26 protein-coding genes are annotated in these 25,573 nt (G+C 45.0%); 8 read left to right on the top strand and 18 right to left on the bottom strand.

Features of this window, described 5'->3' with window-relative positions:
- Positions 1 to 58: 58 nt before the first annotated feature.
- Genes NP165_RS09455 through NP165_RS09470 form a run of 4 tightly spaced genes read right to left on the bottom strand, consistent with a single transcriptional unit; the run spans position 59 to position 2,804 of the window.
- The gene (locus NP165_RS09455; protein WP_257083725.1) at positions 59 to 469 is read right to left on the bottom strand and encodes a type IV pilus modification PilV family protein; all 411 of its coding nucleotides are present in this window, start codon (positions 467 to 469) and stop codon (positions 59 to 61) included.
- Entirely contained in the window at positions 459 to 1,700 is a 1,242-nt protein-coding gene (locus NP165_RS09460) for a hypothetical protein (RefSeq protein ID WP_257083726.1), read from the bottom strand. Before NP165_RS09460 ends, NP165_RS09455 begins: the two co-directional genes overlap by 11 nt.
- Positions 1,697 to 2,314: a PilW family protein gene (locus NP165_RS09465; RefSeq protein WP_257083727.1), complete on the bottom strand. Its 618-nt coding sequence runs from the start codon at positions 2,312 to 2,314 to the stop codon at positions 1,697 to 1,699. The genes NP165_RS09460 and NP165_RS09465 overlap by 4 nt, the downstream gene beginning before the upstream one ends.
- Positions 2,295 to 2,804, bottom strand: coding sequence for a pilus assembly FimT family protein (locus tag NP165_RS09470; protein ID WP_257083728.1), 510 nt, complete (start codon positions 2,802 to 2,804; stop codon positions 2,295 to 2,297). The genes NP165_RS09465 and NP165_RS09470 overlap by 20 nt, the downstream gene beginning before the upstream one ends.
- Before the next feature lie 150 nt (positions 2,805 to 2,954).
- Here NP165_RS09470 and NP165_RS09475 point away from each other — a divergent pair, with 150 nt between their 5' ends.
- Positions 2,955 to 3,341, top strand: coding sequence for a type IV pilin protein (locus NP165_RS09475; protein ID WP_257085579.1), 387 nt, complete (start codon positions 2,955 to 2,957; stop codon positions 3,339 to 3,341).
- A gap of 68 nt (positions 3,342 to 3,409) precedes the next feature.
- Here NP165_RS09475 and NP165_RS09480 read toward each other — a convergent pair whose 3' ends face one another.
- The 3 genes from NP165_RS09480 to NP165_RS09490 all read right to left on the bottom strand — a co-directional run bounded on the left by NP165_RS09480 (position 3,410) and on the right by NP165_RS09490 (position 5,607).
- Positions 3,410 to 4,996, bottom strand: a complete 1,587-nt coding sequence (locus tag NP165_RS09480; RefSeq protein WP_257083729.1) for an AbgT family transporter — start codon at positions 4,994 to 4,996, stop codon at positions 3,410 to 3,412.
- A 221-nt stretch (positions 4,997 to 5,217) separates the two neighbouring features.
- Complete coding sequence (ykgO, locus tag NP165_RS09485; protein ID WP_257083730.1) at positions 5,218 to 5,343, bottom strand: type B 50S ribosomal protein L36; 126 nt, start codon at positions 5,341 to 5,343, stop codon at positions 5,218 to 5,220.
- A gap of 3 nt (positions 5,344 to 5,346) precedes the next feature.
- The gene (locus NP165_RS09490) at positions 5,347 to 5,607 is read right to left on the bottom strand and encodes a type B 50S ribosomal protein L31 (protein ID WP_257083731.1); all 261 of its coding nucleotides are present in this window, start codon (positions 5,605 to 5,607) and stop codon (positions 5,347 to 5,349) included.
- A gap of 127 nt (positions 5,608 to 5,734) precedes the next feature.
- Between NP165_RS09490 and tsaA the strand changes: the two genes are divergently transcribed.
- Both tsaA and NP165_RS09500 read left to right on the top strand, forming a co-directional pair.
- Entirely contained in the window at positions 5,735 to 6,430 is a 696-nt protein-coding gene (tsaA, locus tag NP165_RS09495) for a tRNA (N6-threonylcarbamoyladenosine(37)-N6)-methyltransferase TrmO (protein ID WP_257083732.1), read from the top strand.
- A 111-nt stretch (positions 6,431 to 6,541) separates the two neighbouring features.
- Positions 6,542 to 8,257 (top strand): proline--tRNA ligase, encoded by a 1,716-nt coding sequence (locus NP165_RS09500; RefSeq protein WP_257083733.1) that lies wholly within the window; start codon positions 6,542 to 6,544, stop codon positions 8,255 to 8,257.
- A 99-nt stretch (positions 8,258 to 8,356) separates the two neighbouring features.
- Here the strand turns inward: NP165_RS09500 and NP165_RS09505 are convergent, their stop codons facing one another.
- Positions 8,357 to 9,202: a class II glutamine amidotransferase gene (locus tag NP165_RS09505; protein WP_257083734.1), complete on the bottom strand. Its 846-nt coding sequence runs from the start codon at positions 9,200 to 9,202 to the stop codon at positions 8,357 to 8,359.
- An 84-nt stretch (positions 9,203 to 9,286) separates the two neighbouring features.
- Entirely contained in the window at positions 9,287 to 9,865 is a 579-nt protein-coding gene (lpcA, locus tag NP165_RS09510) for a D-sedoheptulose 7-phosphate isomerase (RefSeq protein ID WP_257083735.1), read from the bottom strand.
- A gap of 304 nt (positions 9,866 to 10,169) precedes the next feature.
- Here lpcA and fadE point away from each other — a divergent pair, with 304 nt between their 5' ends.
- Positions 10,170 to 12,623: an acyl-CoA dehydrogenase FadE gene (gene fadE, locus NP165_RS09515; protein WP_257083736.1), complete on the top strand. Its 2,454-nt coding sequence runs from the start codon at positions 10,170 to 10,172 to the stop codon at positions 12,621 to 12,623.
- A gap of 75 nt (positions 12,624 to 12,698) precedes the next feature.
- On the opposite strand, the gene NP165_RS09520 is transcribed toward fadE, so the two are convergent.
- Both NP165_RS09520 and dnaQ read right to left on the bottom strand, forming a co-directional pair.
- Positions 12,699 to 13,949, bottom strand: a complete 1,251-nt coding sequence (locus NP165_RS09520; RefSeq protein ID WP_257083737.1) for a TIGR03503 family protein — start codon at positions 13,947 to 13,949, stop codon at positions 12,699 to 12,701.
- Between the two features lie 8 nt (positions 13,950 to 13,957).
- Complete coding sequence (gene dnaQ / locus NP165_RS09525; protein ID WP_257083738.1) at positions 13,958 to 14,698, bottom strand: DNA polymerase III subunit epsilon; 741 nt, start codon at positions 14,696 to 14,698, stop codon at positions 13,958 to 13,960.
- A gap of 56 nt (positions 14,699 to 14,754) precedes the next feature.
- Here dnaQ and rnhA point away from each other — a divergent pair, with 56 nt between their 5' ends.
- A complete protein-coding gene (gene rnhA, locus NP165_RS09530) occupies positions 14,755 to 15,219 on the top strand; it encodes a ribonuclease HI (protein WP_257083739.1) in 465 nt (154 codons plus the stop codon).
- A gap of 2 nt (positions 15,220 to 15,221) precedes the next feature.
- Here rnhA and NP165_RS09535 read toward each other — a convergent pair whose 3' ends face one another.
- Positions 15,222 to 15,950, bottom strand: coding sequence for a class I SAM-dependent methyltransferase (locus NP165_RS09535; protein WP_257083740.1), 729 nt, complete (start codon positions 15,948 to 15,950; stop codon positions 15,222 to 15,224).
- 38 nt (positions 15,951 to 15,988) lie between these two features.
- Between NP165_RS09535 and gloB the strand changes: the two genes are divergently transcribed.
- The 3 genes from gloB (at position 15,989) to NP165_RS09550 (ending at position 19,054) form a co-directional block, all read left to right on the top strand.
- Positions 15,989 to 16,747, top strand: coding sequence for a hydroxyacylglutathione hydrolase (gloB, locus tag NP165_RS09540; RefSeq protein ID WP_257083741.1), 759 nt, complete (start codon positions 15,989 to 15,991; stop codon positions 16,745 to 16,747).
- Between the two features lie 70 nt (positions 16,748 to 16,817).
- Entirely contained in the window at positions 16,818 to 18,371 is a 1,554-nt protein-coding gene (locus NP165_RS09545; RefSeq protein WP_257083742.1) for a lytic transglycosylase, read from the top strand.
- Positions 18,368 to 19,054, top strand: a complete 687-nt coding sequence (locus NP165_RS09550) for a YIP1 family protein (protein WP_257083743.1) — start codon at positions 18,368 to 18,370, stop codon at positions 19,052 to 19,054. Before NP165_RS09545 ends, NP165_RS09550 begins: the two co-directional genes overlap by 4 nt.
- Here NP165_RS09550 and NP165_RS09555 read toward each other — a convergent pair.
- The 6 genes from NP165_RS09555 to dnaK all read right to left on the bottom strand — a co-directional run bounded on the left by NP165_RS09555 (position 19,051) and on the right by dnaK (position 25,482).
- Positions 19,051 to 19,899: an endonuclease/exonuclease/phosphatase family protein gene (locus NP165_RS09555; protein ID WP_257083744.1), complete on the bottom strand. Its 849-nt coding sequence runs from the start codon at positions 19,897 to 19,899 to the stop codon at positions 19,051 to 19,053. The two genes, NP165_RS09550 and NP165_RS09555, sit on opposite strands and share 4 nt — an antisense overlap.
- Before the next feature lie 64 nt (positions 19,900 to 19,963).
- Positions 19,964 to 20,302: a nitrogen regulatory protein P-II gene (gene glnB / locus NP165_RS09560; protein WP_257083745.1), complete on the bottom strand. Its 339-nt coding sequence runs from the start codon at positions 20,300 to 20,302 to the stop codon at positions 19,964 to 19,966.
- 106 nt (positions 20,303 to 20,408) lie between these two features.
- Positions 20,409 to 20,723 (bottom strand): c-type cytochrome, encoded by a 315-nt coding sequence (locus NP165_RS09565; protein ID WP_257083746.1) that lies wholly within the window; start codon positions 20,721 to 20,723, stop codon positions 20,409 to 20,411.
- Positions 20,724 to 20,797: 74 nt separating this feature from the next.
- Positions 20,798 to 22,108 carry a tRNA lysidine(34) synthetase TilS gene (gene tilS / locus NP165_RS09570; RefSeq protein ID WP_257083747.1) on the bottom strand — a complete coding sequence of 437 codons (1,311 nt, stop codon included), beginning with the start codon at positions 22,106 to 22,108 and terminating at the stop codon, positions 20,798 to 20,800.
- A gap of 103 nt (positions 22,109 to 22,211) precedes the next feature.
- The gene (dnaJ, locus tag NP165_RS09575) at positions 22,212 to 23,357 is read right to left on the bottom strand and encodes a molecular chaperone DnaJ (protein ID WP_257083748.1); all 1,146 of its coding nucleotides are present in this window, start codon (positions 23,355 to 23,357) and stop codon (positions 22,212 to 22,214) included.
- A 214-nt stretch (positions 23,358 to 23,571) separates the two neighbouring features.
- The gene (gene dnaK, locus NP165_RS09580; protein ID WP_257083749.1) at positions 23,572 to 25,482 is read right to left on the bottom strand and encodes a molecular chaperone DnaK; all 1,911 of its coding nucleotides are present in this window, start codon (positions 25,480 to 25,482) and stop codon (positions 23,572 to 23,574) included.
- Between the last annotated feature and the right edge of the window lie 91 nt (positions 25,483 to 25,573).

The following is a 25,573-nucleotide window of genomic DNA, read 5'->3' on the forward strand; positions in this document are numbered from 1 at the left end:
TACCGACAACAACCCATAACCTCGTATTAACCTACTAGCGTTCATGAAGGCTTAGACTCTAACGCTTAAATTCACTATGACTTGAAATCATGGATTCTAGCTGTACTGACTGAGAGACTCCTACTCGGTCTACCCAGCTAGTCGTTACGATAATGCTTTTCAACGACCCAGATATTGTTGGTGGCTCCACATCCCACTCCACGGTGTAAGCACCAGAAGTCTTAGTGCCAGATGTTATAGAATCAAAGTCAGTAATCGCGGTCAAAGAAATAGCAGAAGATGCACCTCGAGTCCGAAACTCCTCCAGTTTTAATTCTGCTAAACGTAAAGCACTTACACTTTCAATTGCGTAATCAGACTGCCGCTCGATATGTACCTGTAATTTAGTCAGACCAAGTACTCCAATACCAACGAGTAAGAATGCGATAACGACTTCAAGTAAACTAAAGCCTTTCTGTTTACAGATCATTCCAAGACCCTCTAACCCATGAGACTTTTTTAATATCATTTGGGATAGATGCAGCATCAAACTCCAAGTCTACTGCACTCCCGAACACACTTAACCCGTTTTCTGTATCAAACACATAACCACCTTTAGGCCTGAATGAGCCATGGCTGTAAAAGGTAAGTTTGGATTTTTCAGTAGCAGAGAGTCCCGTAAGAAACGCACTTGTTGATAAGTTCGACCACCTTGATGTCATATCAATACTTTTTATATCGGAGGTGAAAAGGTGGTATATCATGCCAGGAAACACATTCGTACCATTAGCAGTTAATAAACCGTTTTCTATAACTAGTACTTTTGGGCTTGAACCTATTACTGACGCAGATAATTTTTGCCCATCTTTTAAATCACAGTCACCTGTAACCCAAACCTGATTTTTTGATGCAAAAGCATTTTTAATTAACTCTTGGCAATTGCTAGTACTCCCACTTATTACTTCAAAATCACTCTTGACTGTGGCTATTTGACTGCGTGGATATCCAAAAAAAGATTCAAAAGGGTCCAGAAATTCATCATAGACAAAATCATCCTCAAACATTTTCTCATCGCCGATGTAATGTGACTCATGCTCAGGATCCATAGTGAGTCTATAATCGTTTACGCCTCTCGAATCATCACACTGTGCCTGCCCATCAACACACAAATCCGGACGCTGTGTATCAGTCAATTGGCTTGATTTACAAATTTTCCCACTTGGATTTTTTGTCACAAATCCCCCCGCTAAAGAGAGCTTATGTTGGAAGCGTACGGAAATGCATGTGTCCGGTTCAACAAATTCAGGGGTAAATGTGTAAGACCCCATTAGCTTTAGATCTGAGCGAGCTTGAATAGCACCAGTAGTGCGGCCTGACACCTTGATCTGCTTTTTTAACGTAACTGTATCTGCAGTTGAAGAAACCAAAAAATGTTCTGGGTTTGTGATAGATTGAGTCACCGTCAAAGTACTCAAATCACAGGATGAATAATCTTGATCTGTAGGTAAGGTCGTTTTATAAAGTTTGTTTATGGAATATGCGCATTCTAGACCTGCCTCCGCTTTCCAGTGCGATTTCCGCATTTTTACTTCATTCTGCGCTACTTTAATCTGATAAAAGACACTTTTAGACAACGCCAAAGAAATGATCAGCGCCAATAACAGAATCACTGATGTGACCAACAAAGCGACATAGCCCCGTTGCCTAGCCTTCAATATCATTGCCAATTCCTTTGCTTAAATGAAGTTTCACCTGTCTCACTATAAGCTCCATCAGCAGTCTGTAGACTCACTTTAATGCTCGTAACAGCACTTTCTATTGCCCCATCGGTTATCTTTGCAGAACTCATGCTAAAGTGACTCACTTCAATCAGATCTTCATCAAACAAGGAAGCACATGGGCTAATATCAGAAAGAGCCACAACTTGAGCTTTCGATACGACTCCTTTTTCACAAGCGAGTAACTTCTTACCACTCAGCATATATTTAATGCTTCTGAAATCTTTGTTTTCTCTGGATCCTTCTCTGAAGTAGGCTAGGCCAATAGAAGTCCCACCACTAACTTGTATAGTTTCATCTGCTCCTGAAAGCTTTAATGAAAATCCTTTCCCGCCGTCATAGCCCGCTCTCTGGATGTCCTCTTTTAGGGTAACAAGCGCTATACTAAGCTGTTGTTGTAAATGCAGTTCCAGACTTTTTTCTTTTGCAGCTCGTTGAAAACTCAAAAAGACGGAACTGATCACACCCAATATCACTATCCCCAGTAGGGAACCAACCATCATCTCAACGAGGGAACTACCAAGTTGAGAACACCTCCTAGCACTTAGGGTAGCCATATAACTTCGCTCCAGACAGACTACAGACTTTTATTCGCCCCGGCGGGTTAGATAAATTAAATTTCAGCTTCAAGCTAGGGTTCGATGTTGGATAAATTTCAACCCCCCCGCTCTTAGGTCTTCCCCTCACCCCATCAAAACTAATATTGTCACCGGCATAACCATGAGTTATTGACAATTTAGAATATGCCTCACCAGACATGTATAGAATTGTATTACCTGTACCGCTAGCAGAGTCAGTCAGACTTAACGACCAAGCTCCCTTTTCAGCTGGAACGTTCTTAGCCATAGACAAATGTACATATAACTTCTTATTTCTCATGACTGCCTCAGATTTACTTTGGCTCAAAAACCCAAAGAGTTCTGTTGCTAGGCTCTGCATTTGTACAGATTGAGAAGTACTACTAAAACTCGGCGCAGCCGTAGCCAATAAAATACTTAGCACCGAAATTGTTATAAGAAGCTCTAACAACGTAAACCCGCGAGGCATTTCCCAAATTCCTATGCAAACGTCAAAGTGACCATAAATCAACTTGCATGGATGCTATCACCTGACAAAAATAGGCTGTTAAATCAAAAGGAACTACTCGTGACGATTCGAATTTCTCGCTGTAATTACTACAAAAAAATGAACAAAGGTATGACATTGATCGAATTAATGATCGCTGTTGTGGTCATTGGGATTATTTCCTCGATCGCCTACCCGGCCTACACACAACATGTCATCACATCGCACCGCACGGTGGCGCTGAGTGATATCAGCCGTATCCAGTTAGAATTAGAGACGTCTTATGATGGTGGATATGATTGGAGCCACATCATTTCAGGAGGGAACTGCACCTTGTGTGATTCGAATTCTGAGCGATTCTCTTTCTCGATAACAAGCTCAGCAACCGCTGCTTATACCATTACTGCGACAGCAAAAACACAGCGTGGACAAAATAGCGATAGCTGCTTCCCATCCGGTGTAAACGCAATCAGCCTTACCTCTGCAAATGTAGAATATCCAAGTACGTGCTGGAATTGATTGGGTATGAACGAAAAAAACCGGAGCAAGTTGCTCCGGCTTTGGTGAAAGAAAGTGAGGTCTAAAAATTAAGGTGTGTAGTAGGTTGCCGCACCAGGACCAACAGGTAGGCCAAATACGAATACCCATAGGTAGAACAGAATACTCCAACCTACAATAAAGCAGATTGAGTAAGGCAACATAGTCGCGATCAGCGTACCGATACCTAGGTTCTTCATATAGCGTGTCGCTACAGCCAAGATCAGACCAAAGTAACTCATCATTGGAGTGATGATGTTGGTTGTCGAGTCACCAATACGGTAAGCAGCCTGAATAGTTTCAGGAGCGTAGCCTACAAGCATCAGCATAGGAACGAAGATTGGTGCTGTTACCGCCCACTGAGCAGACGCCGAACCGATCATCAGGTTGATGAAGCCACACATCAAGATAAACGCGAAGAACAACATTGGGCCCGTTAGACCAATGTTTTGTAGGAAATCTGCGCCCGCAACAGCGAATACCTGACCGAAGTTAGTCCACTTAAAGAAAGCAACAAACTGAGCCGCGAAGAACACCAATACAATGTACATACCCATAGATGACATTGATTTCGCCATCGCATCGATCACATCGCGGTCTGTGTTCATTGTGCCTACCACTTTACCGTACACAAAACCCGGAATTGCGAAGAACACAAAAATGAACGCTACAATACTTTTCAGGAATGGAGATCCTGCGATTGTACCTGCGTCAGAACGTAGAATGCCGTCTGCTGGAACAACTGTCCAAGCAAGGAGTGCTGATACGACTAGGATCGCAACACCTGCTAGTTTTAGACCTTTCTTCTCGATGGCAGTGAGGCTACCCATTTTGTCGTTTGAAAGATCTTCAGCCGCTTCTTCGTCGTTGTATTTACCTAGTTTTGGCTCAACGATTTTTTCGGTTACGAATGCACCCATACCCGCAATGAAGAAGGTAGAAACAAACATGAAGTACCAGTTTACTTCTGGACCAACAGTGTAAGTCGGATCAATCATTTGTGCCGCTGTTTCTGTGATACCAGAAAGCAGTGGGTCAACGGTACCGATAAGTAGGTTTGCTGAGTAGCCACCTGATACACCAGCGAATGCCGCAGCAAGACCAGCTAGAGGGTGACGACCTAAAGAGTGGAACAACATCGCCGCTAGTGGAATAAGTACCACATAACCAAGCTCAGATGCTGTATTAGAAATGATACCAGCAAATACTACTGTTACAGTCACCATGCGCTTAGATGCGCCCATTACCAAGCCACGCATTGCAGCAGACAGAAGTCCTGAATATTCTGCAATCGCTACACCCAACATTGCGACAAGCACTGTCCCTAGTGGAGCGAAACCAACAAAGTTTTTAACTAGGCTAGTTACGATTAGCTCAAGGCCATCGGCGTTAAGTAAGCTTACAACGTGGATCATGCCATCCGCGGCACGGCCATTCGCGCCCTCAGGACGAGGATCGACAACTGAAACTTCAAAGTAACCTGCAATTCCAGAAGCAACCAGAATAGCTAAGCAGAACAGCGCGAAAAGCGTAATTGGGTGGGGTAATAGGTTCCCCAAATATTCAACCGTATCTAGAAACCTTGTAAATAACGGCTTCTTTGGTGAATTTTGTTTAATCGAAGCAGATGAACTCATCTGGTTCCTCCTTGTAGTGATTCCTGTGCATTTATGACAAAAATGTCAAAAAGCGGGCGAAGGTTACTCGACAAGGAGGTCAAATAGAAATCCAAAATGTTACAAACTGTGTACTAGATCGGATTATTTAACGCCTTTTGAACAGATTAATAGCAAATATCACCACTCAGTAAACAAATAATAGAACTATAATTCACATATATGCAACCAAACTAGCCCCATTACTTCTGAACCGCTTTAAAACGCGGATTGGTCTTACAAATCACATACATACGCCCTCTTCTCTTAACAATCTGGCAGTCAGGGTGGCGATTTTTGGCACTTTTTAATGATTTTACGACTTTCACTTCTTATTCCTTCTCTTGACTAAACTGACCAAATTTACGATTGAAATTAGCGACACGCCCTTCCTTATGGATTACCCGCTGCTTACCGGTATAAAACGGATGCGATTCAGAAGAGACTTCAATCGTAAAATAGGGATACGTCTTACCGTCTTTCCATTCAATGGTTCGATCAGTCTGTAGGGTAGATCCAACGACAAAATATTTGTCGACGCTTGTATCGTGAAACACCACTTCACGGTATTCCGGATGAATATTAGGTTGCATAGTTCTCTCCAAGATAATCAATAAATGTTATGTTATAACATATTAATTAGTAATCATTCTCAAAAAGAATTGCAAGACATTTCTGTGATATTTTTAACGCCATGTATTTCTACAGAAATCAAAAAGCATGTATTCCATTGAACCGATTGGTTACATTGAAAGCCCATATAAAGAGAAATTTGCTGTACCAAGACAACCACGCTTGGTTCCAGCCGCAAACTCTAGAGTACGTTTGAGTGGTGCTGCGAACTCTCCTGAAGCACTACGCGGAATAGAGCAGTTTAGCCATGTTTGGCTATTGTTCTTGTTCGATCAAAATCTTGAAGCTGGCTGGAAACCGACCGTACGACCACCAAGGCTTGGTGGCAACGAGCGGATTGGGGTTTTTGCATCACGCTCAACGTTCCGCCCAAACGGAATAGGCATGTCGGCAGTAGAAGTGAAAGGTGTGAGTAAAAAAGGCGATCAGTTGTATCTAGAATTAGGCAGTGTCGACTTAGTCGATGGCACACCGATTGTGGATATCAAACCTTACATCCCCTACTCTGACGCCATTAACAACGCTGCTGGCGGCTACGCAGAAGCTGAGCCAGAAACATTGCTCGTCGAATTTTCCCCGGACGCGTTAGCCGTATTGCAATCCAGCAAAGACAAAGACATGAAACAAAAAGTGATAGAACAAGTTCTCGCTCAAGACCCTCGTCCAGCCTATAAAAAAAACAAACCTGACACTAAAGAATATGCGGTAAATTTGTTCAATTTGAACGTAAAGTTCGTAGCGAATACCAACTTAATAACAGTTACTGCTATAGAGAGCTTTTGACAAAGCCAATTGGCTGATATTATAAGCGGCTAACAATTTTCCCATTATGGGACCTCCGTACTTCTGCCAGATCTGGCATGAGTATCTAACTTAAATAAACGGATAAATTTAATGCGTACCAGTAAATATCTTCTTTCTACTCTGAAGGAGACTCCAAACGACGCAGAAGTAGTGAGCCACCAGCTCATGCTACGTGCAGGTATGATCCGTAAGCTGGCTTCAGGTCTTTACACCTGGCTACCTACTGGTCTACGTGTGCTGCGTAAAGTCGAAAACATCGTTCGTCAAGAGATCGACAATGCAGGTGCAATCGAAACTTTGATGCCCGTTGTTCAGCCGTTTGAACTATGGGAAGAGACAGGCCGCAGCGAAAAAATGGGACCTGAGCTACTTCGCTTTACTGACCGTCATGTTCGTCCGTTTGTTCTTAGCCCGACAGCTGAAGAAGTGATCACCAGCTTGGTACGTAACGAAGTCAGCTCTTATAAGCAACTTCCACTCAACCTGTACCAAATCCAGACTAAATTCCGTGACGAACGCCGTCCACGCTTTGGCGTAATGCGTTCTCGCGAATTCTCGATGATGGATGCATACAGCTTTGACATCGATAAAGACGGTCTACAGAAGTCTTACGACGCAATGCACGATGCTTACTGTAAAGCCTTCGACCGCATGGGTCTGGATTACCGCCCTGTACTTGCAGATAGCGGTGCTATCGGTGGTAGCGGCTCTCAAGAGTTCCACGTGCTAGCAGAGAGCGGTGAAGACCTGATTGCGTTCTCCACTGAGTCTGACTACGCAGCGAACATCGAAAAAGCAGAAGCTTTGGCTCTTGCTGATGCAGCTCCAGCGCCAACTCAAGAAATGACGCTAGTGGATACGCCAAACGCGAAAACGATCGCAGAATTGGTTGAGCAACACGGTCTGGCAATCGAGAAAACAGTTAAGACATTGTTTGTCAAAGCGTCTGACGAAGTTGATGCAGACATCATTGCTCTGATCATCCGTGGTGACCACGAGCTAAACGAAGTGAAAGCAGAAAACTTGAAAGAAGTTGCTGCTCCACTTGAAATGGCAACGGAAGAAGAGATTCGTGCACTTATCGGTGCAGGCCCAGGTTCTCTAGGCCCTGTTGGTCTTAAACTGCCATTCATCGTTGATCGTAGCGTAGCAGTCATGAGCGACTTCGGCGCGGGTGCGAACATCGATGACAAACATTACTTCGGAATTAACTGGGGTCGTGACGTTGAGTTGGGTCAAGTAGAAGACCTACGTAACGTGGTTGAAGGCGATCCTAGCCCATGTGGTAAAGGTACTATTCAGCTTAAACGCGGTATCGAAGTCGGCCATATCTTCCAACTAGGTAAAAACTACTCTGAGAAGATGAACTGTGGCGTGCTTGGCCCTGACGGTAAGAATGTCATTCTTGAGATGGGTTGTTACGGTATCGGTGTCACGCGTGTTGTTGCGGCAGCTATCGAACAAAACCACGACAAGTACGGTATCATCTGGCCTGATGCACTTGCTCCATTCCAGGTTGCGATTGTACCGATGAACATGCACAAGTCTGAAGAAGTGAAAGAAGCAGCTGAGAAGCTGTACGCTGAACTGACCGCTATGGGTATCGAAGTTCTGTTTGACGATCGTAAAGAGCGTCCAGGCGTGATGTTCTCTGATATGGAACTGCTTGGTGTACCACACACCATCATCATCGGTGACCGTTCAATGAAAGAAGGCAACTTCGAGTACAAGAACCGCCGTACTGGTGAGAAAGCTGCTGTTGCGATGGCGGACATCGTCGAGCACGTAAAAGCTCAGATAGCATAATTTCCATTTAGTAAATAAAGAAAAAGGTTGATGCCAATGCATCAACCTTTTTTATTTCTATTTAATTTTCAAACCGTCAAAAACCACCCTAACAGAGAGTTACTCCAAAGGTTCAGTCGGCGCTTGGCTTTCCACTTTCTTTGGCGCGAAAGCAACATCTGCTAGCTCTGATGCATTGCCATCAATCAACTCACCAAAATGAAAAATACCAAACTCACCTGGCTTCATTCGATGCCATTTTTCGTTATCGGTGAGTGGCTGAGTCGCAACCACTGAGACAATATCGTTGGGCGTGGTTTCTTCTTGGAAGTTAATCGTCACATCTTCATCAATCAACGTCGCTTTTCCAAATGGTGCTCGGCGGGTGATCCAGTAAAGATGGTTGGTACAGAAGGTCATGACGTACTCACCGTCTGAAAGCAACATGTTAAATACGCCTTTCGCTTTAAGTATTTCGCAGCACTGTGCGACAAAACGAAACACACCGATCATGTCTTGCGGGGGCTCTGGATACCGATCTTCCATCTGCTTGAGTAACCAGCAAAATGACAACTCGCTATCCGTTTGCCCGACCGGACGATGTCGCCCTGTCTCTAAACTCTGGTAGTCAGTGAGTTGACCATTGTGGGCAAACGTCCAGTAACGTCCCCATAACTCACGGGTAAATGGGTGCGTATTTTCTAGGTTTACACCACCACGGTTCGCCTGACGAATATGGCTCACCACCGCACGACTTTTTATCGGGTAGTTCTGCACCAGTTCAGCAATTTTCGACTGGCAACTCGGGTTAGGATCTTTAAAAGTACGGAAGCCTTTTCCTTCGTAAAACGTAATCCCCCAACCGTCTCGGTGAGGTCCAGTTTTACCACCACGTTGCATCAGACCTGTAAAACTAAAACAGATATCTGTCGGCACATTCGCGCTCATTCCGAGCAATTCACACATGGTTTAAGCAACTCCCTTACTACGACCATCGCTGTTGAAAGCACCCGATGCTCGAGTGCTTCACCGCGATAAAATGAAGAAGATTTACTTCTCCATCTCCTTTTCAATTAACTGAATAATAATATGGATGATTTTGATGTGGATCTCTTGGATACGGTCCGCGTAACCAAAGTGAGGAACACGAATTTCGATATCCGCCAGACCCGCCATTTTTCCGCCATCTTTACCCGTCAAAGCGATGGTTTTCATGCCTTTTTCTTTTGCGGCATCAATCGCCTTTAAAATATTGCCCGAGTTACCAGACGTCGATAGGCCAAACAGAACATCACCTTTAGAACCAACGGCTTCAACATAACGAGAGAATACGTAATCGTAACCAAAATCGTTACTTACACAAGAAAGGTGGCTTGGGTCAGAGATGGCAATACCCGGAAGACCCGGACGGTTTTCACGGTAGCGACCTGTTAATTCTTCAGCAAAGTGCATGGAGTCACAATGTGAGCCGCCATTACCACAAGACAGTACTTTACCGCCTTGTTTAAATGAGTCTGCAAGCATTTTTGCTGCCGCTTCAATTTGAGCAATGTTGTTGTCATCGCTTAAAAACTTGTTCAGAACGTCTGCAGCTTCAAGTAGCTCGTTTTTAATCAGATCCTGGTACATAGGCTATCTCTAATTAATATGAAATATACGGCACGCCGATGGCGTTACCTCCTTTATTGGTTGAGTTTACTCAAACAATCCTAACTGTCGATAGATCACCCCTAACATTTCCCCCTTTCTTGACCTTCAACGCTCAGAAAATCAGCACCATCAGCCATTTTTAGAATTTTCACTCTACTTAGATCACTTTTTGAACAAGAACATGTTTTACATTTTGTTAATACTTTGATTACACTTAACTGGTAAGACCTCTTACCAAAACACGACGTGCTCAAACTAAAAACGTCGAACAAGGAAAATAAATATGGATATCTTGCTCTCTATACTCGGGTTTACTGCGGTACTGGCCATATGCATGTACCACAGAGCCTCACTACTCATCTCAATAGCAGCGTTAACGGCAACGATGGTGATACTTTCTTTTGCTGGAACAGCGGGCTCTGTCGGTTGGCTGCTTTATGTCGCGGCAGTCATCGTATTCGCCGTACCAGCGATTCGCCAATCATTAATCAGTAAAAAAGCGCTGAGCCTGTTTAAAAAAGTCCTGCCTGCCATGTCTCAAACAGAGAAAGAAGCACTCGATGCGGGTACTGTCTGGTGGGAAGCAGAGCTGTTTAAAGGCAAACCTGACTGGAACAAGTTACACGGCATTAAAGCACCAAGTCTGAGCGCCGAAGAACAAGCCTTTCTTGACGGCCCAGTGAATGAAGTCTGCGCAATGGTCAATGATTACCAAGTCACTCATGAATTGGCAGACCTTCCGCCAGAGGTATGGCAATACCTAAAAGACCACAAGTTCTTCGCCATGATCATCAAGAAAAAATACGGTGGTCTAGAGTTTTCTGCGTACGCCCAATCGTTAGTGCTACAAAAACTGACAGGTGTGTCTGGTGTACTTTCTTCAACGGTTGGGGTGCCTAACTCTCTTGGCCCTGGTGAGCTTCTTCAGCACTATGGCACACGTGAGCAACAGGACCATTACCTACCTCGCCTAGCAGAAGGTAAAGAGATCCCTTGTTTCGCGTTAACCAGCCCTGAAGCGGGTTCAGATGCAGGATCGATCCCTGATTTCGGTGTGGTATGTAAAGGTGAGTGGCAAGGAAAAGAGGTGCTGGGTATGCGCCTAACCTGGAACAAACGCTATATCACTTTAGCACCTGTTGCGACAGTCCTTGGTCTTGCATTCAAGCTGCGCGACCCTGACGGTCTGTTAGGCGATAAAGAAGACATCGGCATTACTTGTGCGCTAATCCCGACTGATCTAAAAGGCGTTGAGATCGGTAACCGTCACTTCCCATTGAATGTACCGTTCCAAAATGGTCCAACACGTGCCAATGACTTATTTGTGCCTTTGGACTTCATCATCGGTGGACCTAAGATGGCGGGTCAAGGCTGGCGTATGCTAGTGGAATGTCTTTCAGTAGGTCGAGGAATCACACTACCGTCTAACTCTACTGGTGGCATCAAGAGTGCAGCTTTGGCTACCGGTGCGTATTCACGTATTCGCCGTCAATTCAAGCAGCCTATTGGCCATATGGAAGGTGTGGAAGAGCCATTGGCGCGATTGGGCGGTAACGCGTATGTGATGGATGCGGCAAGCAATCTAACCGTTGCTGGTATCGACCTAGGTGAAAAGCCATCTGTTATCTCCGCAATTGTGAAGTACCACTGTACTCATCGTGGTCAGCAAAGCATCATCGACGCGATGGATATTGTTGGGGGTAAAGGGATCTGTCTTGGTCCATCAAACTTCTTAGCTCGCGGTTACCAAGGTGCGCCAATTGCCGTGACTGTAGAAGGAGCAAACATTCTAACTCGCTCCATGATCATCTTTGGTCAAGGTGCCATCCGCTGCCATCCATATGTGTTGGAAGAAATGAACGCCGCGTACTCGGACTCATCAGATGCCCTAAACAAATTTGATAGTGCATTGGCAGGTCACGTAAGTTTTACGATGAGCAATTTAGTAAGAAGCTTTTGGCTTGGTTTGACGGATGGGCGTTTTTCAAGTGCGCCAGTCAAAGACGCCACCACGCGCTACTACCAACAGCTTAACCGTTACAGCGCTAATATCGCGTTCTTGTCAGATATCTCGATGGCGGTACTAGGCGGCTCTTTAAAACGCAAAGAACGTTTATCTGCTCGACTTGGCGATATCTTAAGTCAACTGTATCTAAGCTCTGCGGCTCTAAAACGCTTTGAAAGTGATGGTCGAATTGCAGACGATCTGCCTTTGGTTCACTGGGGACTTCAAGATAGCTTAAAACAAACAGAAGTAGCCATTGATGAGTTTTTGGCTAACTTCCCGAACAAATGGTTAGGTAAAGCACTGCGTGTTCTCATTATGCCATTTGGCCGTGTAAGAAAAGCGCCAAGTGATACACTCGATAGCCAAGTTGCACGCATTCTGCAAACGCCATCTGCGACACGATCACGTATCGGCCGCAACCAATACACCGCTGCAACGCCATTCAACCCGGCAGGTCGATTGGAACAAGCACTAGAAATTATTCTGGAAGCAGAACCTGTTTTCGACAAAGTGTGTAAAGCCATTGGAGAACGACGTCCATTCCTTCGCTTAGATGCGATTGCGGATATCGGTTTAGAGAAAGGAATTATCAATAACAGCGAAGCGAAACTTCTGAAAGAAGCGGAAGAACATCGCTTGTATGCCATCAATGTCGATGATTTTTCTCCAGAAGAGTTAGCCGCTAAACCACTTCCAACTCAAATAACACCAATGGAAGAAGTGGCTTAACCGTCACCTCCCCCGCTCTCCTAAAACAAAGGGCTGCGTTTGCAGCCCTTTTCATGTTTTGAGAGTTAAATGTGTTTATTTCTTAGGTACATTTAACTGCAATTCTGGCAATGCTTGTTTGCGCGCCCTCAGTTTACCCATAACAAACCAAGCCACTAATGCAAGAATAATCACGACCACATTACCCACCGCGATCATAATCATCGCCTTCGTTTTCTCTGCTTCGCGCATTTCTATCAGGCGTTGCTCTTCAAGCAGTTGCTGTTGCTTTAGCCGCTCTATTTCCTGAAGACGTCGAGTTTCAGCAATATCGACTTCCTCAACAACGCTATAAGTGCGCTCGTCCATCGTGAATGTTAAAGGACGTCCTGAACCTAGTTCAGTGGCGAAGATTCCCCCTGTCCATGCGTAGTTCCCTAGCAATTGAGTATAAGGGATGGTCAGTTCAAGTTTATTGCTCTCTTGTCCAGCTGAACCTTGAACGTTCACTACATTCCCTTTAGGATCTTTGTGTTCGACAAAAGCTGCAATTGAACCTGGCGCAATCATCCCCTGCTCACCAGACACAACAACGCGATGTGGTTCAGTATCCGCTCGCGATTGAATGAACGTGATTTCCATCGGCGTTGGATATACAAGCACTTCTTGCTCTTGCGCGCGTAGGAAGATGCCGTTTCCTGAAGTAATACGCACTCGATATTTCCCTGGCGCACTGCTAATGGGTAGAGAAACCGTAAACACGCCATCACCAGCCACTTCGTCTAGCTCTAACCCGTCATCAGCAAACTCACCAATGGTCATCGGCAGTGGTTTTGCCTCTTTATTAAGAGTCTCTTCATTTTCTACGTACTTAGTAAAAGTGACGTTTAATTTCACTCTATCTATAAAATCTCGTAGAACCAGAGGCTTGTCGTCCGACGTCAACCGAGCTGTAAATTTCAGTGACTCTCCTTGAAACAAACGTGTTGGTAATACATCAGAAGAGAGCTTTAAGTGGGAAATCAATTTGATGTTGTTCTTTGGTGTCACTTTACCAACAGCTTGCCAAGGCCCCGGCATCGGGTTATCAATCGAGATGATGTCCATTGATGGCTCTTGATACCAACGTACGTTGTCTGGGCTACGCCATGCGTAATATTTCTTACCGTCTGGGCGGACTAACACTGTTGGCTGAGAGTTTTCTTCTCGATAAATGACAAACGTAATTTGCTGAATCGAAGGATCGACGCGGAAACGGTTATCAATCAAGCTCATCGAAGATTCTTGCGCAGCGAAGCTGGCACTGCTTAGTAATAAACCGAAAACAACAAACCAAATCCTTAACATTCTCTCTCCTACTGACGCCAAAGGCAGCTTCCGCTTTTCTCGACGATATCTAATCTACTCTGATGTGCATCTAGCTCATCGGCAGTCGCACGAATTACCTTTAGCGCTTTTCGTCCAGCAACTGCTCGTTTTATTGACTCGCCTCCCATATCGCCTTCAGAGCTTCCCGCATTAAACTGCAATGAGGTCTGCCCACCGGTCATTAATAGATAGACGTCAGCCAGTATCTCCGCATCGAGAAGTGCCCCGTGGAGCGTACGGTGTGAGTTATCAATACCATAGCGATCACACAACACATCAAGGTTATTTCGCTTGCCCGGGAAGATTTTCTTCGCCATGGCAAGGGTATCCGTCACCTTACAGTAATCGTCCGTCTTTCCGATGCTTGAATCGAGCATAGAAAACTCATGGTCCATAAAGCCGGTATCGAAGGGCGCGTTGTGGGCAACTAGCTCTGCGCCTTTAATAAACTCTAAGAACTCGGCATGGACGTCTTGATACTCTGGCTTATCAACCAGAAACTCATCGGTAATACCGTGAACTTCAACAGCCTCGGATTGAATCTCTCGATCAGGCTTGATGTAAACGTGAAAGTGACGCCCGGTTAATTTACGGTTGATGATCTCTACCGCACCGATTTCAATGATCCGGTGTCCTTGGTAGTGAGGACCACCTTCTCGGTTCATACCCGTGGTTTCGGTATCAAGTACTACGATACGATTGTATTTCGAATTGTCGCTGGTATTCATAACAATATGTGTGTCAGACTATGCCAATTAAATGCTTTAACCAATAGTATCAAATCATGACGAAACAGGTGGAAATTTTCACAGATGGTTCTTGCTTGGGTAATCCGGGGCCAGGTGGATATGGCATCGTACTTCGCTATAAACAAGTCGAAAAAACTCTTTCTAAGGGTTATACCCTAACCACCAACAATCGCATGGAGATGCTGGCTAGCATTGTTGCGCTGCAAACACTTAAAGAGCCATGCAAGGTTATCCTTACCACCGACAGTCAATATGTTCGCCAAGGTATTACTCAGTGGATCCATAACTGGAAAAAACGTGGCTGGAAAACCGCCGACAAAAAGCCGGTTAAAAACGCCGATTTATGGAAAGCACTTGATACAGAAACTCAACGTCATCAAGTGGAGTGGCATTGGGTGAAAGGTCATGCTGGTCACAGAGAAAACGAAATGTGTGACGAGCTCGCACGCGCGGCGGCGGAAAACCCAACGGACGAAGATACGGGTTATATTCCGAGCTAAATCTATCGGTTTGAAATTTTGTAATTGACGCCCAGTGGCGTCAATTTTCGTTTCAGTGACCGATACGACTTTATAGGTTTAAGTGGGTAGGTTCGTTTTCTGGCAACAATGAAATACAGGCTGCCAAATGGGGATGCGCAATCACCAAGACCATTCTCTAACCACGTCCACATAGGGCGATACTTTTGCATTGGAAAGAGTGCGTAGCAATCTCGCTCTATTACCTGATAGTTAAGGACACCTAGCCAATCGGCGATGCGATTTGGCGTAAACATCCGTCCACTCCACGGTAGGCAGCGCCTTCTCCAAGGCATCAGACTTCCAAGACCAATAAAGCTAATGGGATTAAATCCGGTCACTATTAGGTAACCATCGTCGATCATCACTCTATCCACTTCGCGAAGTAATCGATGCGGGTCATTGCTATAGTCGAGTTGATGAGCCATTACCACTGCATCAAAACTTTTTTCCAAAAAAGGTAGGTCGTGCGCATCTGCAATAACATTATGTAGTGGATTCTGGCAATCAAGGTGGACTTGATGTTGAATATTACAGGCAAAACTGGTTAACTCGCAACTAAGCCCACCAAGCTTAAGCATATGATAGCCAAAAAGCTTCGTGCACCATTCGTCGATGCGAGTTTGAATTGATTCATGCACCCATTGGCCATTTTTAAGCTGAGACCATGAATGAGGCTGTTCAAGCTTCTTATTGCTGCGTGCTGGTTTCATACATAACCTGCTTCACTCTGGTAACGGGAGAGACGACCATGTTAGATATCAAAAGCATACCTGCGTTTCATGATAATTACATCTGGCTGATTCAAAATAGCGATCAGCGTTGCGCTGTTGTTGACCCAGGAGACGCCAAACCCGTATTAGAATACCTTAAACAGCACGACCTAAGCTTAGAAGCGATCCTGATCACTCACCACCATAACGATCATATCGGTGGCGTGTCTGAGCTTGTACGACAGTACCCGGGAATCAGTGTCGTTGGTCCGGCGAATGAACCAGTACCGACTTTGACACACGCGGTTGAAGCAGGTGACCAAATTGAGTTATTTGATGAGATATTTCTTGTATTAGGTCTTGAAGGCCATACAAGTGGACACATTGGATACATTGGCGATGGCAAACTGTTTTGCGGCGATGTGCTATTTTCAGCAGGATGTGGTCGCGTCTTCGAAGGCACAATGGAGCAGATGTATAGCTCTCTGACTAAACTCTCCTCTCTTCCAGAAGAAACCGAAGTGTACTGCGCCCATGAATACACCGCGAGTAACGTCGCATTTGCATTAGCCGTTGAACCGGACAATACGCAACTGCAACAATACAGAGATGACGTAAATCGTCTTCGCGCACAAAATAGACCGACATTACCAACCACTATCCGCCGCGAAAAATGGATCAACCCATTTTTGAGAACAGACCAAACCAGTGTCATGCGTTCAGTGGCAAACCGGACTCAAAAAACCGATCCACTTTCAATTTTTACCGCTTTGCGTGAGTGGAAAAACGAATTTTAACGATTTGTTACTTGTCACTCTTACTCAGTGGCAAGTATTATCTCCAGCCAAAATAAAAAAGGGCTGTGTAATGCGAGTAACGTACAGCTGGGTATTAGCACTTTTATTAGCCGGATGTCAGCTAACCCAGCCAACTGATTCTGGAGAGAATGCCTCTTCAGCCACCAACAATACCCCTGCGGTCGATCAGACTGAATCTTCTCAACATAACGCGAATCCGCAACCTGTTGAGACCCCCCAATCTCAAGAAGACGTATGGCAACGTATCGCTATGCAGCTAGAGATGCCTATCCCAGATCATAAAGCGGTCAACTACTATCGATCGTGGTATCTAAAGCACCCAAATCATTTAAAAACGGTTTCTAAGCGTGCTGAACCCTTCCTCTATCTCATTACAGAAGAGATAGAAGAGCGTGGCCTACCACTGGAATTGGCGTTGCTTCCCGTCGTAGAGAGTTCGTTTGATGCGTTTGCCTACTCTCACGGAAGTGCTGCGGGTTTATGGCAGTTTATCCCTTCAACTGGCAAAATGTTTGGCCTTGAACAAAACTTTTGGTACGACGGTCGTCGTGATGTATCCAAATCTACCGATGCAGCACTTACCTACCTCACCAACCTCAATAAACGATTCGACGGCGAATGGACGCATGCAATTGCCGCTTACAACAGTGGCGGTGGTCGTGTATCTCGGGCAATACGAAAGAATAACGGACTAGGGAAACCTATCGACTTCTTCTCTCTTGATCTGCCTAAAGAGACAAGTGGTTACGTACCAAAACTTCTGGCGCTCGCAGATGTTATTGCGAATCAGGAGAAATATGGCATCAAAATACCGCCAATTGCGAACAAGCCAGTTGTGACTTTGGTCGACCCGAAAGAACAGTTGGATCTCGCTATCGCAGCGCAATACGCAGGTATTTCTGTTAAACAACTTCAAAGTTTAAACCCTGCTTATAACCAATGGTCAACCGCGCCAAGCGGACCACATCAACTACTTATTCCTAACCACTCCGTTGATAAATTCAAAGTCGAAGTAGAGAAAAATCGCGGTAAAGGGTTAAAGCTAGTGCGGTACAAAGTGAAGTCTGGCGACTCTCTGAGTGTCTTGGCTAAGCGCAATAACACGACCACGAAAGTGATTCAGAAAGCCAACGGTCTGAATGGACACAATATCCGCGCGGGTCAATACTTATTGATACCTGTCTCTGCGAAAGAAGAACAGACCTACGAACTGTCAGCGACAAATCGTCTTGCGAAAACGCAATCAAAGAGTCGTGGTAAGTACAAGCTAACACACACAGTCTCTTCAGGTGAAAGTCTTTGGAGTATCGCTAAAGCCAATAAGGTGTCTCATCAATCCCTAGCGAAATGGAATGGCATGGGGCCACGCGATACGCTGCGTCAAGGCCAAAAACTGGTTATTTGGAAAGACAATACTGATGGCGGAATTATCCGAACCGTTTTCTATAAAGTACGTTCAGGTGACACCATCAGTGGCATAGCGAACAAGTTCAAAGTGAAATCACAAGATATTGTCAAATGGAATGGTTTGAGCAAAGCCACATTCATTAAGCCCGGGCAACAACTCAAACTCTATGTGGATGTGACTAAGGTAAGCGTATGACGCCGTCAAGTAACCCTTTGAGTATGCTGGTCGATATTTTTCGCTCCCCAAGTTCATGCTTTCTGGCACTACACCAGAGAGGAATGTGGGGCTGGCAACCTTATATCGTTCTGATTCTCTCCCCTTTCCTATTTTGGGGGGCTTATTTCGATATCGTTAACTTTGAATGGCTGAAGACTGAGCTATCTGCCCAGCTAGAGACAGTCGCACCTCAGCAGCTAGAGTTACTCGATACAAATACGCTCATGGCCAAAGAAATCATTAATGACGTTATAAACAGAACATTAACGATCCTAATGCTCGCCTTTTGGTTCAACTTGGCTACCAAACCAAGTCAGCATCAACATGGCTTTTGGCGTTGGTTTGCGGCGAGTGCCGTGATTACCTTCCCAGCTATTATTGGTGACATCGCAAGCTACGTGAGTGTACTACTGAAACATGGCTACGTGATGATTTACGCGGCAGATTTAAACAGCTTAAATGGTTTTCTTAAATTACCGCTGACTAGCGAGTGGGCTCAATTTGCCAGCTCATTCCCAATACTACTCCCTTGGTACATCGCTATGGGGTACGCAGCGGTAGGCACTTGGACAGAGTTTGAACGAGGCCAAGCGTTGGTCATTTCCGCACTTCCTTGGTTGGTTTACTATCTGATTTGGGCGTTGTACATCGCTATCTTTTAGCGTTTGAGCGCAAAGCTCACTACAATTGGATTATGATCAGAGGCACTCGATATCGGTGCCTCTGCTTTTATCAGTTCTAGCCCACGGTAAAACACATGATCTAATGGTAAACCCGTAATAAACTGCGTCCGGTTATCCATATCATAAGAGACTGCTTGTAGTCCCACCCTTTGCAGCGCTTGCGTCATCACGTTAAGACGAGCCTCACTCCAACTATTAAAATCCCCCGCTACGACAACGGGCCCTTGATGCTTCAATAGCTCCTCAACCAAGGTGTTTAACTGGCGATGATATTCTTCAGTGCCATAAGTAAAGTTAACCGCATGTATATTGACTACCGCGAGCTGTGAGCCATCGGACAACGGGTAAGTGGCATACAACGCCGATTTAGGTAAACGTAACCAGGGTTCGAGCTCTGTATACGCACACGCTACGCTTGGCGTATCAAGGGACAGATTCAACACGCCCGCTGTTGCATCAAACGCTGCAAATGCATCAACTTGATTGCCAAACCATTTTTGTTGTTGAATCCAGGCTTGTAAGTATGGTGTCATACTGGCTTCCTGAAGCAATACCAGTTGAGTACCTTTGCTGAGCTTGGTTAGTTCCTCTTCCCAATTCTCACGGTTTTGCTTATAGATATTCCAGACAAGTACGTTGATATGCTTCTGGTGATCAAGCCGTTTAGCCTGACTATTTTTGTAGCATTTTAATGACAACTCGACTCCTGAGGCTGATATGGACGAGAGTTGATCCTGCTTAGGTAAAGTGAAAACCGATTGGTATCCGGCCACCGTTACGGCAGCGAGGGCAAAAGGGATTAAAACTAAATGTTTTTTGTTCATGGCTTTCAATACAAAGCTTTAAATACAAAAAAGAGCCTTTCGGCTCTTTTTAAGAAGATATACGTTAGATTGCGTCTTCGTCTTCTTCACCAGTACGGATACGCACGACGCGCTCAATATCAGTAATGAAAATCTTACCATCGCCAATTTTGCCTGTTTGAGCGGTTTCAACAATCGTATCGACACACTGCTCTGCGACATCATCGGTAACGACAATTTCTAATTTCACTTTAGGCAAAAAGTCCACCATATACTCGGCACCGCGATATAACTCGGTATGGCCTTTTTGACGACCGAAGCCTTTAACTTCAGAAACCGTCATACCTGTAATGCCCACCTCTGCCAGTGCTTCTCGAACGTCATCTAGCTTAAATGGCTTTATGATCGCTTCAATCTTTTTCATTGTTCATCCCTTAAACTTTGGCTATGTCGTACATTATCCCATGTTATTCAAGCAATAAAAAGCCCGAGCAGTTTAAGCTCAGGCTAAAAGAAGATTCAAGTAACGATTACTTAAGGCTTGAGTAGTACGCGGCAAGGTTAACGATATCCGCATCGCTTAGCATTGCAGCTTGAGCTTGCATCACAGCCGCCAAGCCGCCATTACGCTCTTTATTTTTGTATGCGTTGATAGAGGAAACGATATATTGCTCGTTTTGACCTTTAAGGTGTGGGTAACCTGGAATCACTGCGATACCATCTGCACCATGACAAGCCGCACATATTGCTGCTTTAGCTTGTCCTGCCGCGACATCGCCAGCTGCCATTGCCTGACCACCAAGAAGGCTCATACCGATTACCATTCCAATAGCGAGTTTTTTCATTGCTCTTCCTTATTGTTCACAGGTCTATAGACCTAGTTATTATGTGTTTTTTATGGAAGAGATTTTTACACAACTTACAATGACTTGTCCCAGATTAGTTCACAATCTTGACCTGTAAATCGATAATCAATAAATAAACCTGCGATCGCGGCTACCTCCTCCCCACACATCAGTATCGGCATTCTGCGACGCTGCCAGCTAGGGACACCATATTCTTGAAACAACTTCTTTAGCTTTCGGCTATGCCCGCGTCCCGCAGGATGAGCACTTAACCCTTCAGGATTAAACATCACCCTTAACGGCGCTTGCATAAGAGCGTGCTGATCCAAATTCCCTTGATCGGATGTTTTCAACTCAAGCCAACCACTATGATCAGGCAATACCACTCGTTCGTTTAAATGTAAGCCTTGGTGCCAATGAGAAATGTCTTCTGTATGCTTCACTACATACAATCTTCCAGAGAACCGACGGATTTGAGCATCAGGTAAATTCAGTATTGGATTCGCATCGTGTTTTGCTAGTGCGACTTCGAGCCAAATTTTACTCAGGTGCGCTCTGCTTGGCATTCGTACCTTGTGATTGGCCAGCCACATACGAATGAGCCTTGCTCGGGACAATTCGCTTGTAAGACCAATCACCTCTATATCCAAACTTCCATCATGTGAAAGCGCAGCATTGAGTTTGTCTTGAAGTAGCTCTTCTATCAGTGTTTCTTGTTCTGAACAAAGTTCAGCACTTCGATTGACTGCTTGTGCAAAATGCGGCCACCGCCCTGTAAGCAGAGGGGAAATGTTATGACGGATAAAGTTTCGATCAAATCTCGAGTCTGTATTGCTCTCATCTTCGACCCAGTCAAGACCATGGCAACTCGCATACTCTTCAATGCTTTTTCGGCTAATTTTCAATAATGGCCTTATGATTGTCGCATTCCCAAAAGGCATCGCTTCTGCCATCCCAGACAAGCCTTTAGGTCCACTTCCTCTTTTGAGTGCAAGCAAAAAGGTTTCGATTTGATCATCACTATGCTGACCTATTAACAATAAATCGTGCTCATTAAGATGACGACTAAGTGCTTGATAACGCGCCTCTCGTGCACACTCTTCAAGGCTTTTCCCTTCGATAGACAGTTGCACCCTCTCCGCCACAAATTCAATGTTTGCCTGCTCAGCCCAACTTTGGCATTGATTAAGCCAATCATCGGCATTCTCGCTCAATCCATGATGCACATGTACTGCGAGGCAACGGACATTGTTTTCATTTCGATATCTAGCCAGTAGATCCAGCATTACTCTAGAGTCAACGCCTCCACTAAATGCGAGTACAACTCGGCTCTTAGATACGTAATAACGGTCAATAATCGTTGAAAAAGTGTGGTAAAGATCCATAGTGCGACGAAATAAATAGTTTAGCCTTAGTCTATCACCCAAAAACAAAAAAGGCTGAACCTAAGTTCAGCCTTTCACAACATGTATTCGCCAATCGTTAGTATTAGCTAGTCAGATCATCGAAGAACTTCTTCACACCGTTGAAGAAACCTTCAGACTTTGGTTTGTGTCTTGTTGCCGCTTCGCCACCGCAAGATTCTTCAAACTCTTTAAGCAATTCTTTTTGACGAGAGCTCAAGTTAACTGGCGTTTCAACAACTAACTTCACAATCAAGTCACCGATGCCGCCACCGCGAACACCTTTCACACCTTTACCACGCATACGGAACATGCGGCCAGTTTGCGTTTCTGATGGCACTTTCAAGCTTACTCGACCATCAAGAGTTGGTACTTCAACTTCTCCACCCAAAGCAGCCATCGCAAAGCTCACAGGCACTTCACAGTAAAGGTTGTTTCCATCACGCTCAAAGATATGGTGGTCTTTCACGTGAACTTGTACGTATAGGTCACCGGATGGTGCGCCCATTTCTCCTGCTTCACCTTCACCAGAAAGACGAATGCGATCGCCAGTATCCACACCAGCTGGGATCTTAACGTTAAGCGTCTTAGTTTTCTGTTTACGGCCTTGACCATGACATACATTACATGGGTCTTTGATGATCTTACCTTTACCATGACAGGTAGGACAGGTTTGTTGCACCGCAAAGAAGCCTTGACGCATCTGCACTTGACCGTGACCATGACAGGTACCACATGTTTCAGCAGATGTACCTTTCTTAGCGCCACTACCGTCACAACTGTCACAGTGAACTAATGTCGGTACTTCGATTTCTTTAGAAACACCACGAACGGCTTCTTCTAGGCTCAGTTCCATATTGTAGCGAAGGTCTGCACCACGTTGTGCACGATGACCACCGCCACCACGACGACCACCACCAAAAATATCACCAAAAACATCACCAAAGATGTCGCCAAAATCAGCGCCGCCGCCACCAAAGCCGCCACCGCCGCCCATACCGCCTTGTTCAAAAGCTGCGTGACCGTATTGGTCATACGCTGCTTTCTTCTGAGAATCGGTTAGGATTTCGTACGCTTCTTTTACTTCTTTAAACTTGTCCGCAGCAGATTCGTCACCCTGATTTCGGTCTGGGTGGAATTTCATTGCAAGACGCTTGTACGCCTTCTTGATATCACGTTCTGATGCATCACGGCTTACGCCTAATACTTCGTAAAAATCACGTTTTGACATATTCTTCGTCACCAATGTAGTACTGCAAACGGCGATTGCCGCTTGGTGTTTGTATCGTTTTAGGTAAAAGCTCTTTTTAAAAGCACTTAGCTAGAAAGACAATTCTGTTTACAAACATGCGGGCGTTAGAGTTACCTCAAACGCCCGCAAAGATTCAAATAAGGAGTTTCCAACTGAGTAGCCTAACCATTGCCTAAGCTACTCTCGTTTAGAATTACTTCTTATCTTCTTTAACTTCTTCAAACTCTGCGTCTACAACGTCATCTTCTTTAGACTGTTGTGCACCCGCTTCAGCACCTTGTTGTGCTTGAGCTTGTTGCTGAGCGATTTCCATTAGCTTTTGAGCAGCAGTCATTAGAGCCTGAACTTTTGCGTCAATTGCTTCTTTGTCGTCGCCTTTACGAGCTTCTTCAAGTTCCGCGATTGCAGCTTCGATCTTCTCTTTCTCGTCTGCTGGAAGAGCTTCGCCCGCTTCTTCAACTTGCTTACGAGTACCATGGATCATTTGGTCTGCTTGGTTACGTGCAGTTGCTAGCTCTTCGAACTTCTTGTCCGCTTCTTTGTTAGCTTCCGCTTCTTGAACCATTTTCTCGATGTCTTCATCGCTCAGACCACCAGATGCCTGGATTGTGATCTTCTGTTCTTTACCAGTCTGCTTGTCTTTCGCTGATACGTGTAGGATACCATCCGCATCTAGGTCGAAAGTTACTTCAATTTGTGGCATGCCACGAGGTGCAGGCTGGATGCCTTCTAGGTTGAATTGACCTAGAGACTTGTTGTACATCGCTTGCTTACGCTCACCTTGTAGAACGTGGATAGTTACCGCATTCTGGTTGTCTTCTGCTGTAGAGAAAACTTGGTTCGCTTTCGTTGGGATAGTTGTGTTCTTCTCAACTAGCTTAGTCATTACGCCGCCCATTGTCTCGATACCTAGAGACAGAGGAGTAACGTCTAATAGAAGTACGTCTTTCACTTCACCCGCAAGTACACCACCCTGAACTGCAGCACCCATTGCTACTGCTTCATCTGGGTTTACGTCGCGGCGAGCTTCTTTACCAAAGAATTCAGCCACTTTCGCTTGAACCATAGGCATACGAGTCTGACCACCTACTAGGATTACGTCAGTGATGTCGTTTACTGATAGATCAGAGTCAGCTAGAGCAACTTTTAGTGGCTCAAGAGAACGTTGTACTAGGTCTTCAACTAGAGATTCTAGTTTCGCACGCGTTACTTTAACGTTCATGTGCTTAGGACCAGTCGCGTCTGCAGTCACGTAAGGTAGGTTTACGTCTGTTTGTGAAGTAGAAGAAAGCTCAATCTTCGCTTTTTCTGCGGCTTCTTTAACACGCTGCATTGCTAGTGGATCGTTCTTAAGATCGATACCTTGCTCTTTTTTGAACTCATCAACTAGGTAGTTGATCATGCGGTTATCGAAATCTTCACCACCTAGGTGAGTGTCACCGTTAGTCGCTAGAACTTCGAACGTTTTCTCGCCTTCAACTTCATCAATCTCGATGATTGAGATATCGAATGTACCACCACCAAGGTCGTATACAGCGATAGTGCGGTCGCCGCCTTTCTTGTCTAGACCGTAAGCTAGCGCTGCAGCTGTTGGTTCGTTGATGATACGTTTAACTTCTAGACCTGCAATACGGCCAGCATCTTTAGTCGCTTGACGCTGAGCATCGTTAAAGTAAGCAGGAACTGTGATAACTGCACCCGTTACTTCCTCACCTAGGAAGTCTTCAGCAGTTTTCTTCATTTTCTTAAGTACTTCAGCAGAAACCTGAGGAGCAGCCATTTTTTGGCCTTTCGCTTCTACCCATGCATCACCGTTGTCAGCCTTAACAATTTTGTATGGCATGATTTCGATGTCACGCTGAACTTCTTCGTCTTCGAAACGACGACCGATTAGACGCTTGATTGCAAATAGCGTGTTTTCTGGGTTTGTTACTGCTTGACGTTTTGCAGGCTGACCTACTAGCGTCTCACCATCGGTGTATGCAATAACTGATGCTGTAGTACGCTCGCCTTCTGCGTTTTCAATTACGCGTGGCTTGTCACCGTCTAGTACAGCCACACAAGAGTTAGTAGTACCTAAGTCAATACCAATGATTTTACCCATCAGGCTATCTCCAAATAAATTCTATTTTCGTTTTGCTATATCCCCTATGTGGGGATGGAGAATCGGGTTTCAACCCTTGCTCACAAACAAA

Source organism: Vibrio japonicus, assembly GCF_024582835.1.
Taxonomy (GTDB): Bacteria; Pseudomonadota; Gammaproteobacteria; order Enterobacterales; family Vibrionaceae; genus Vibrio; species Vibrio japonicus.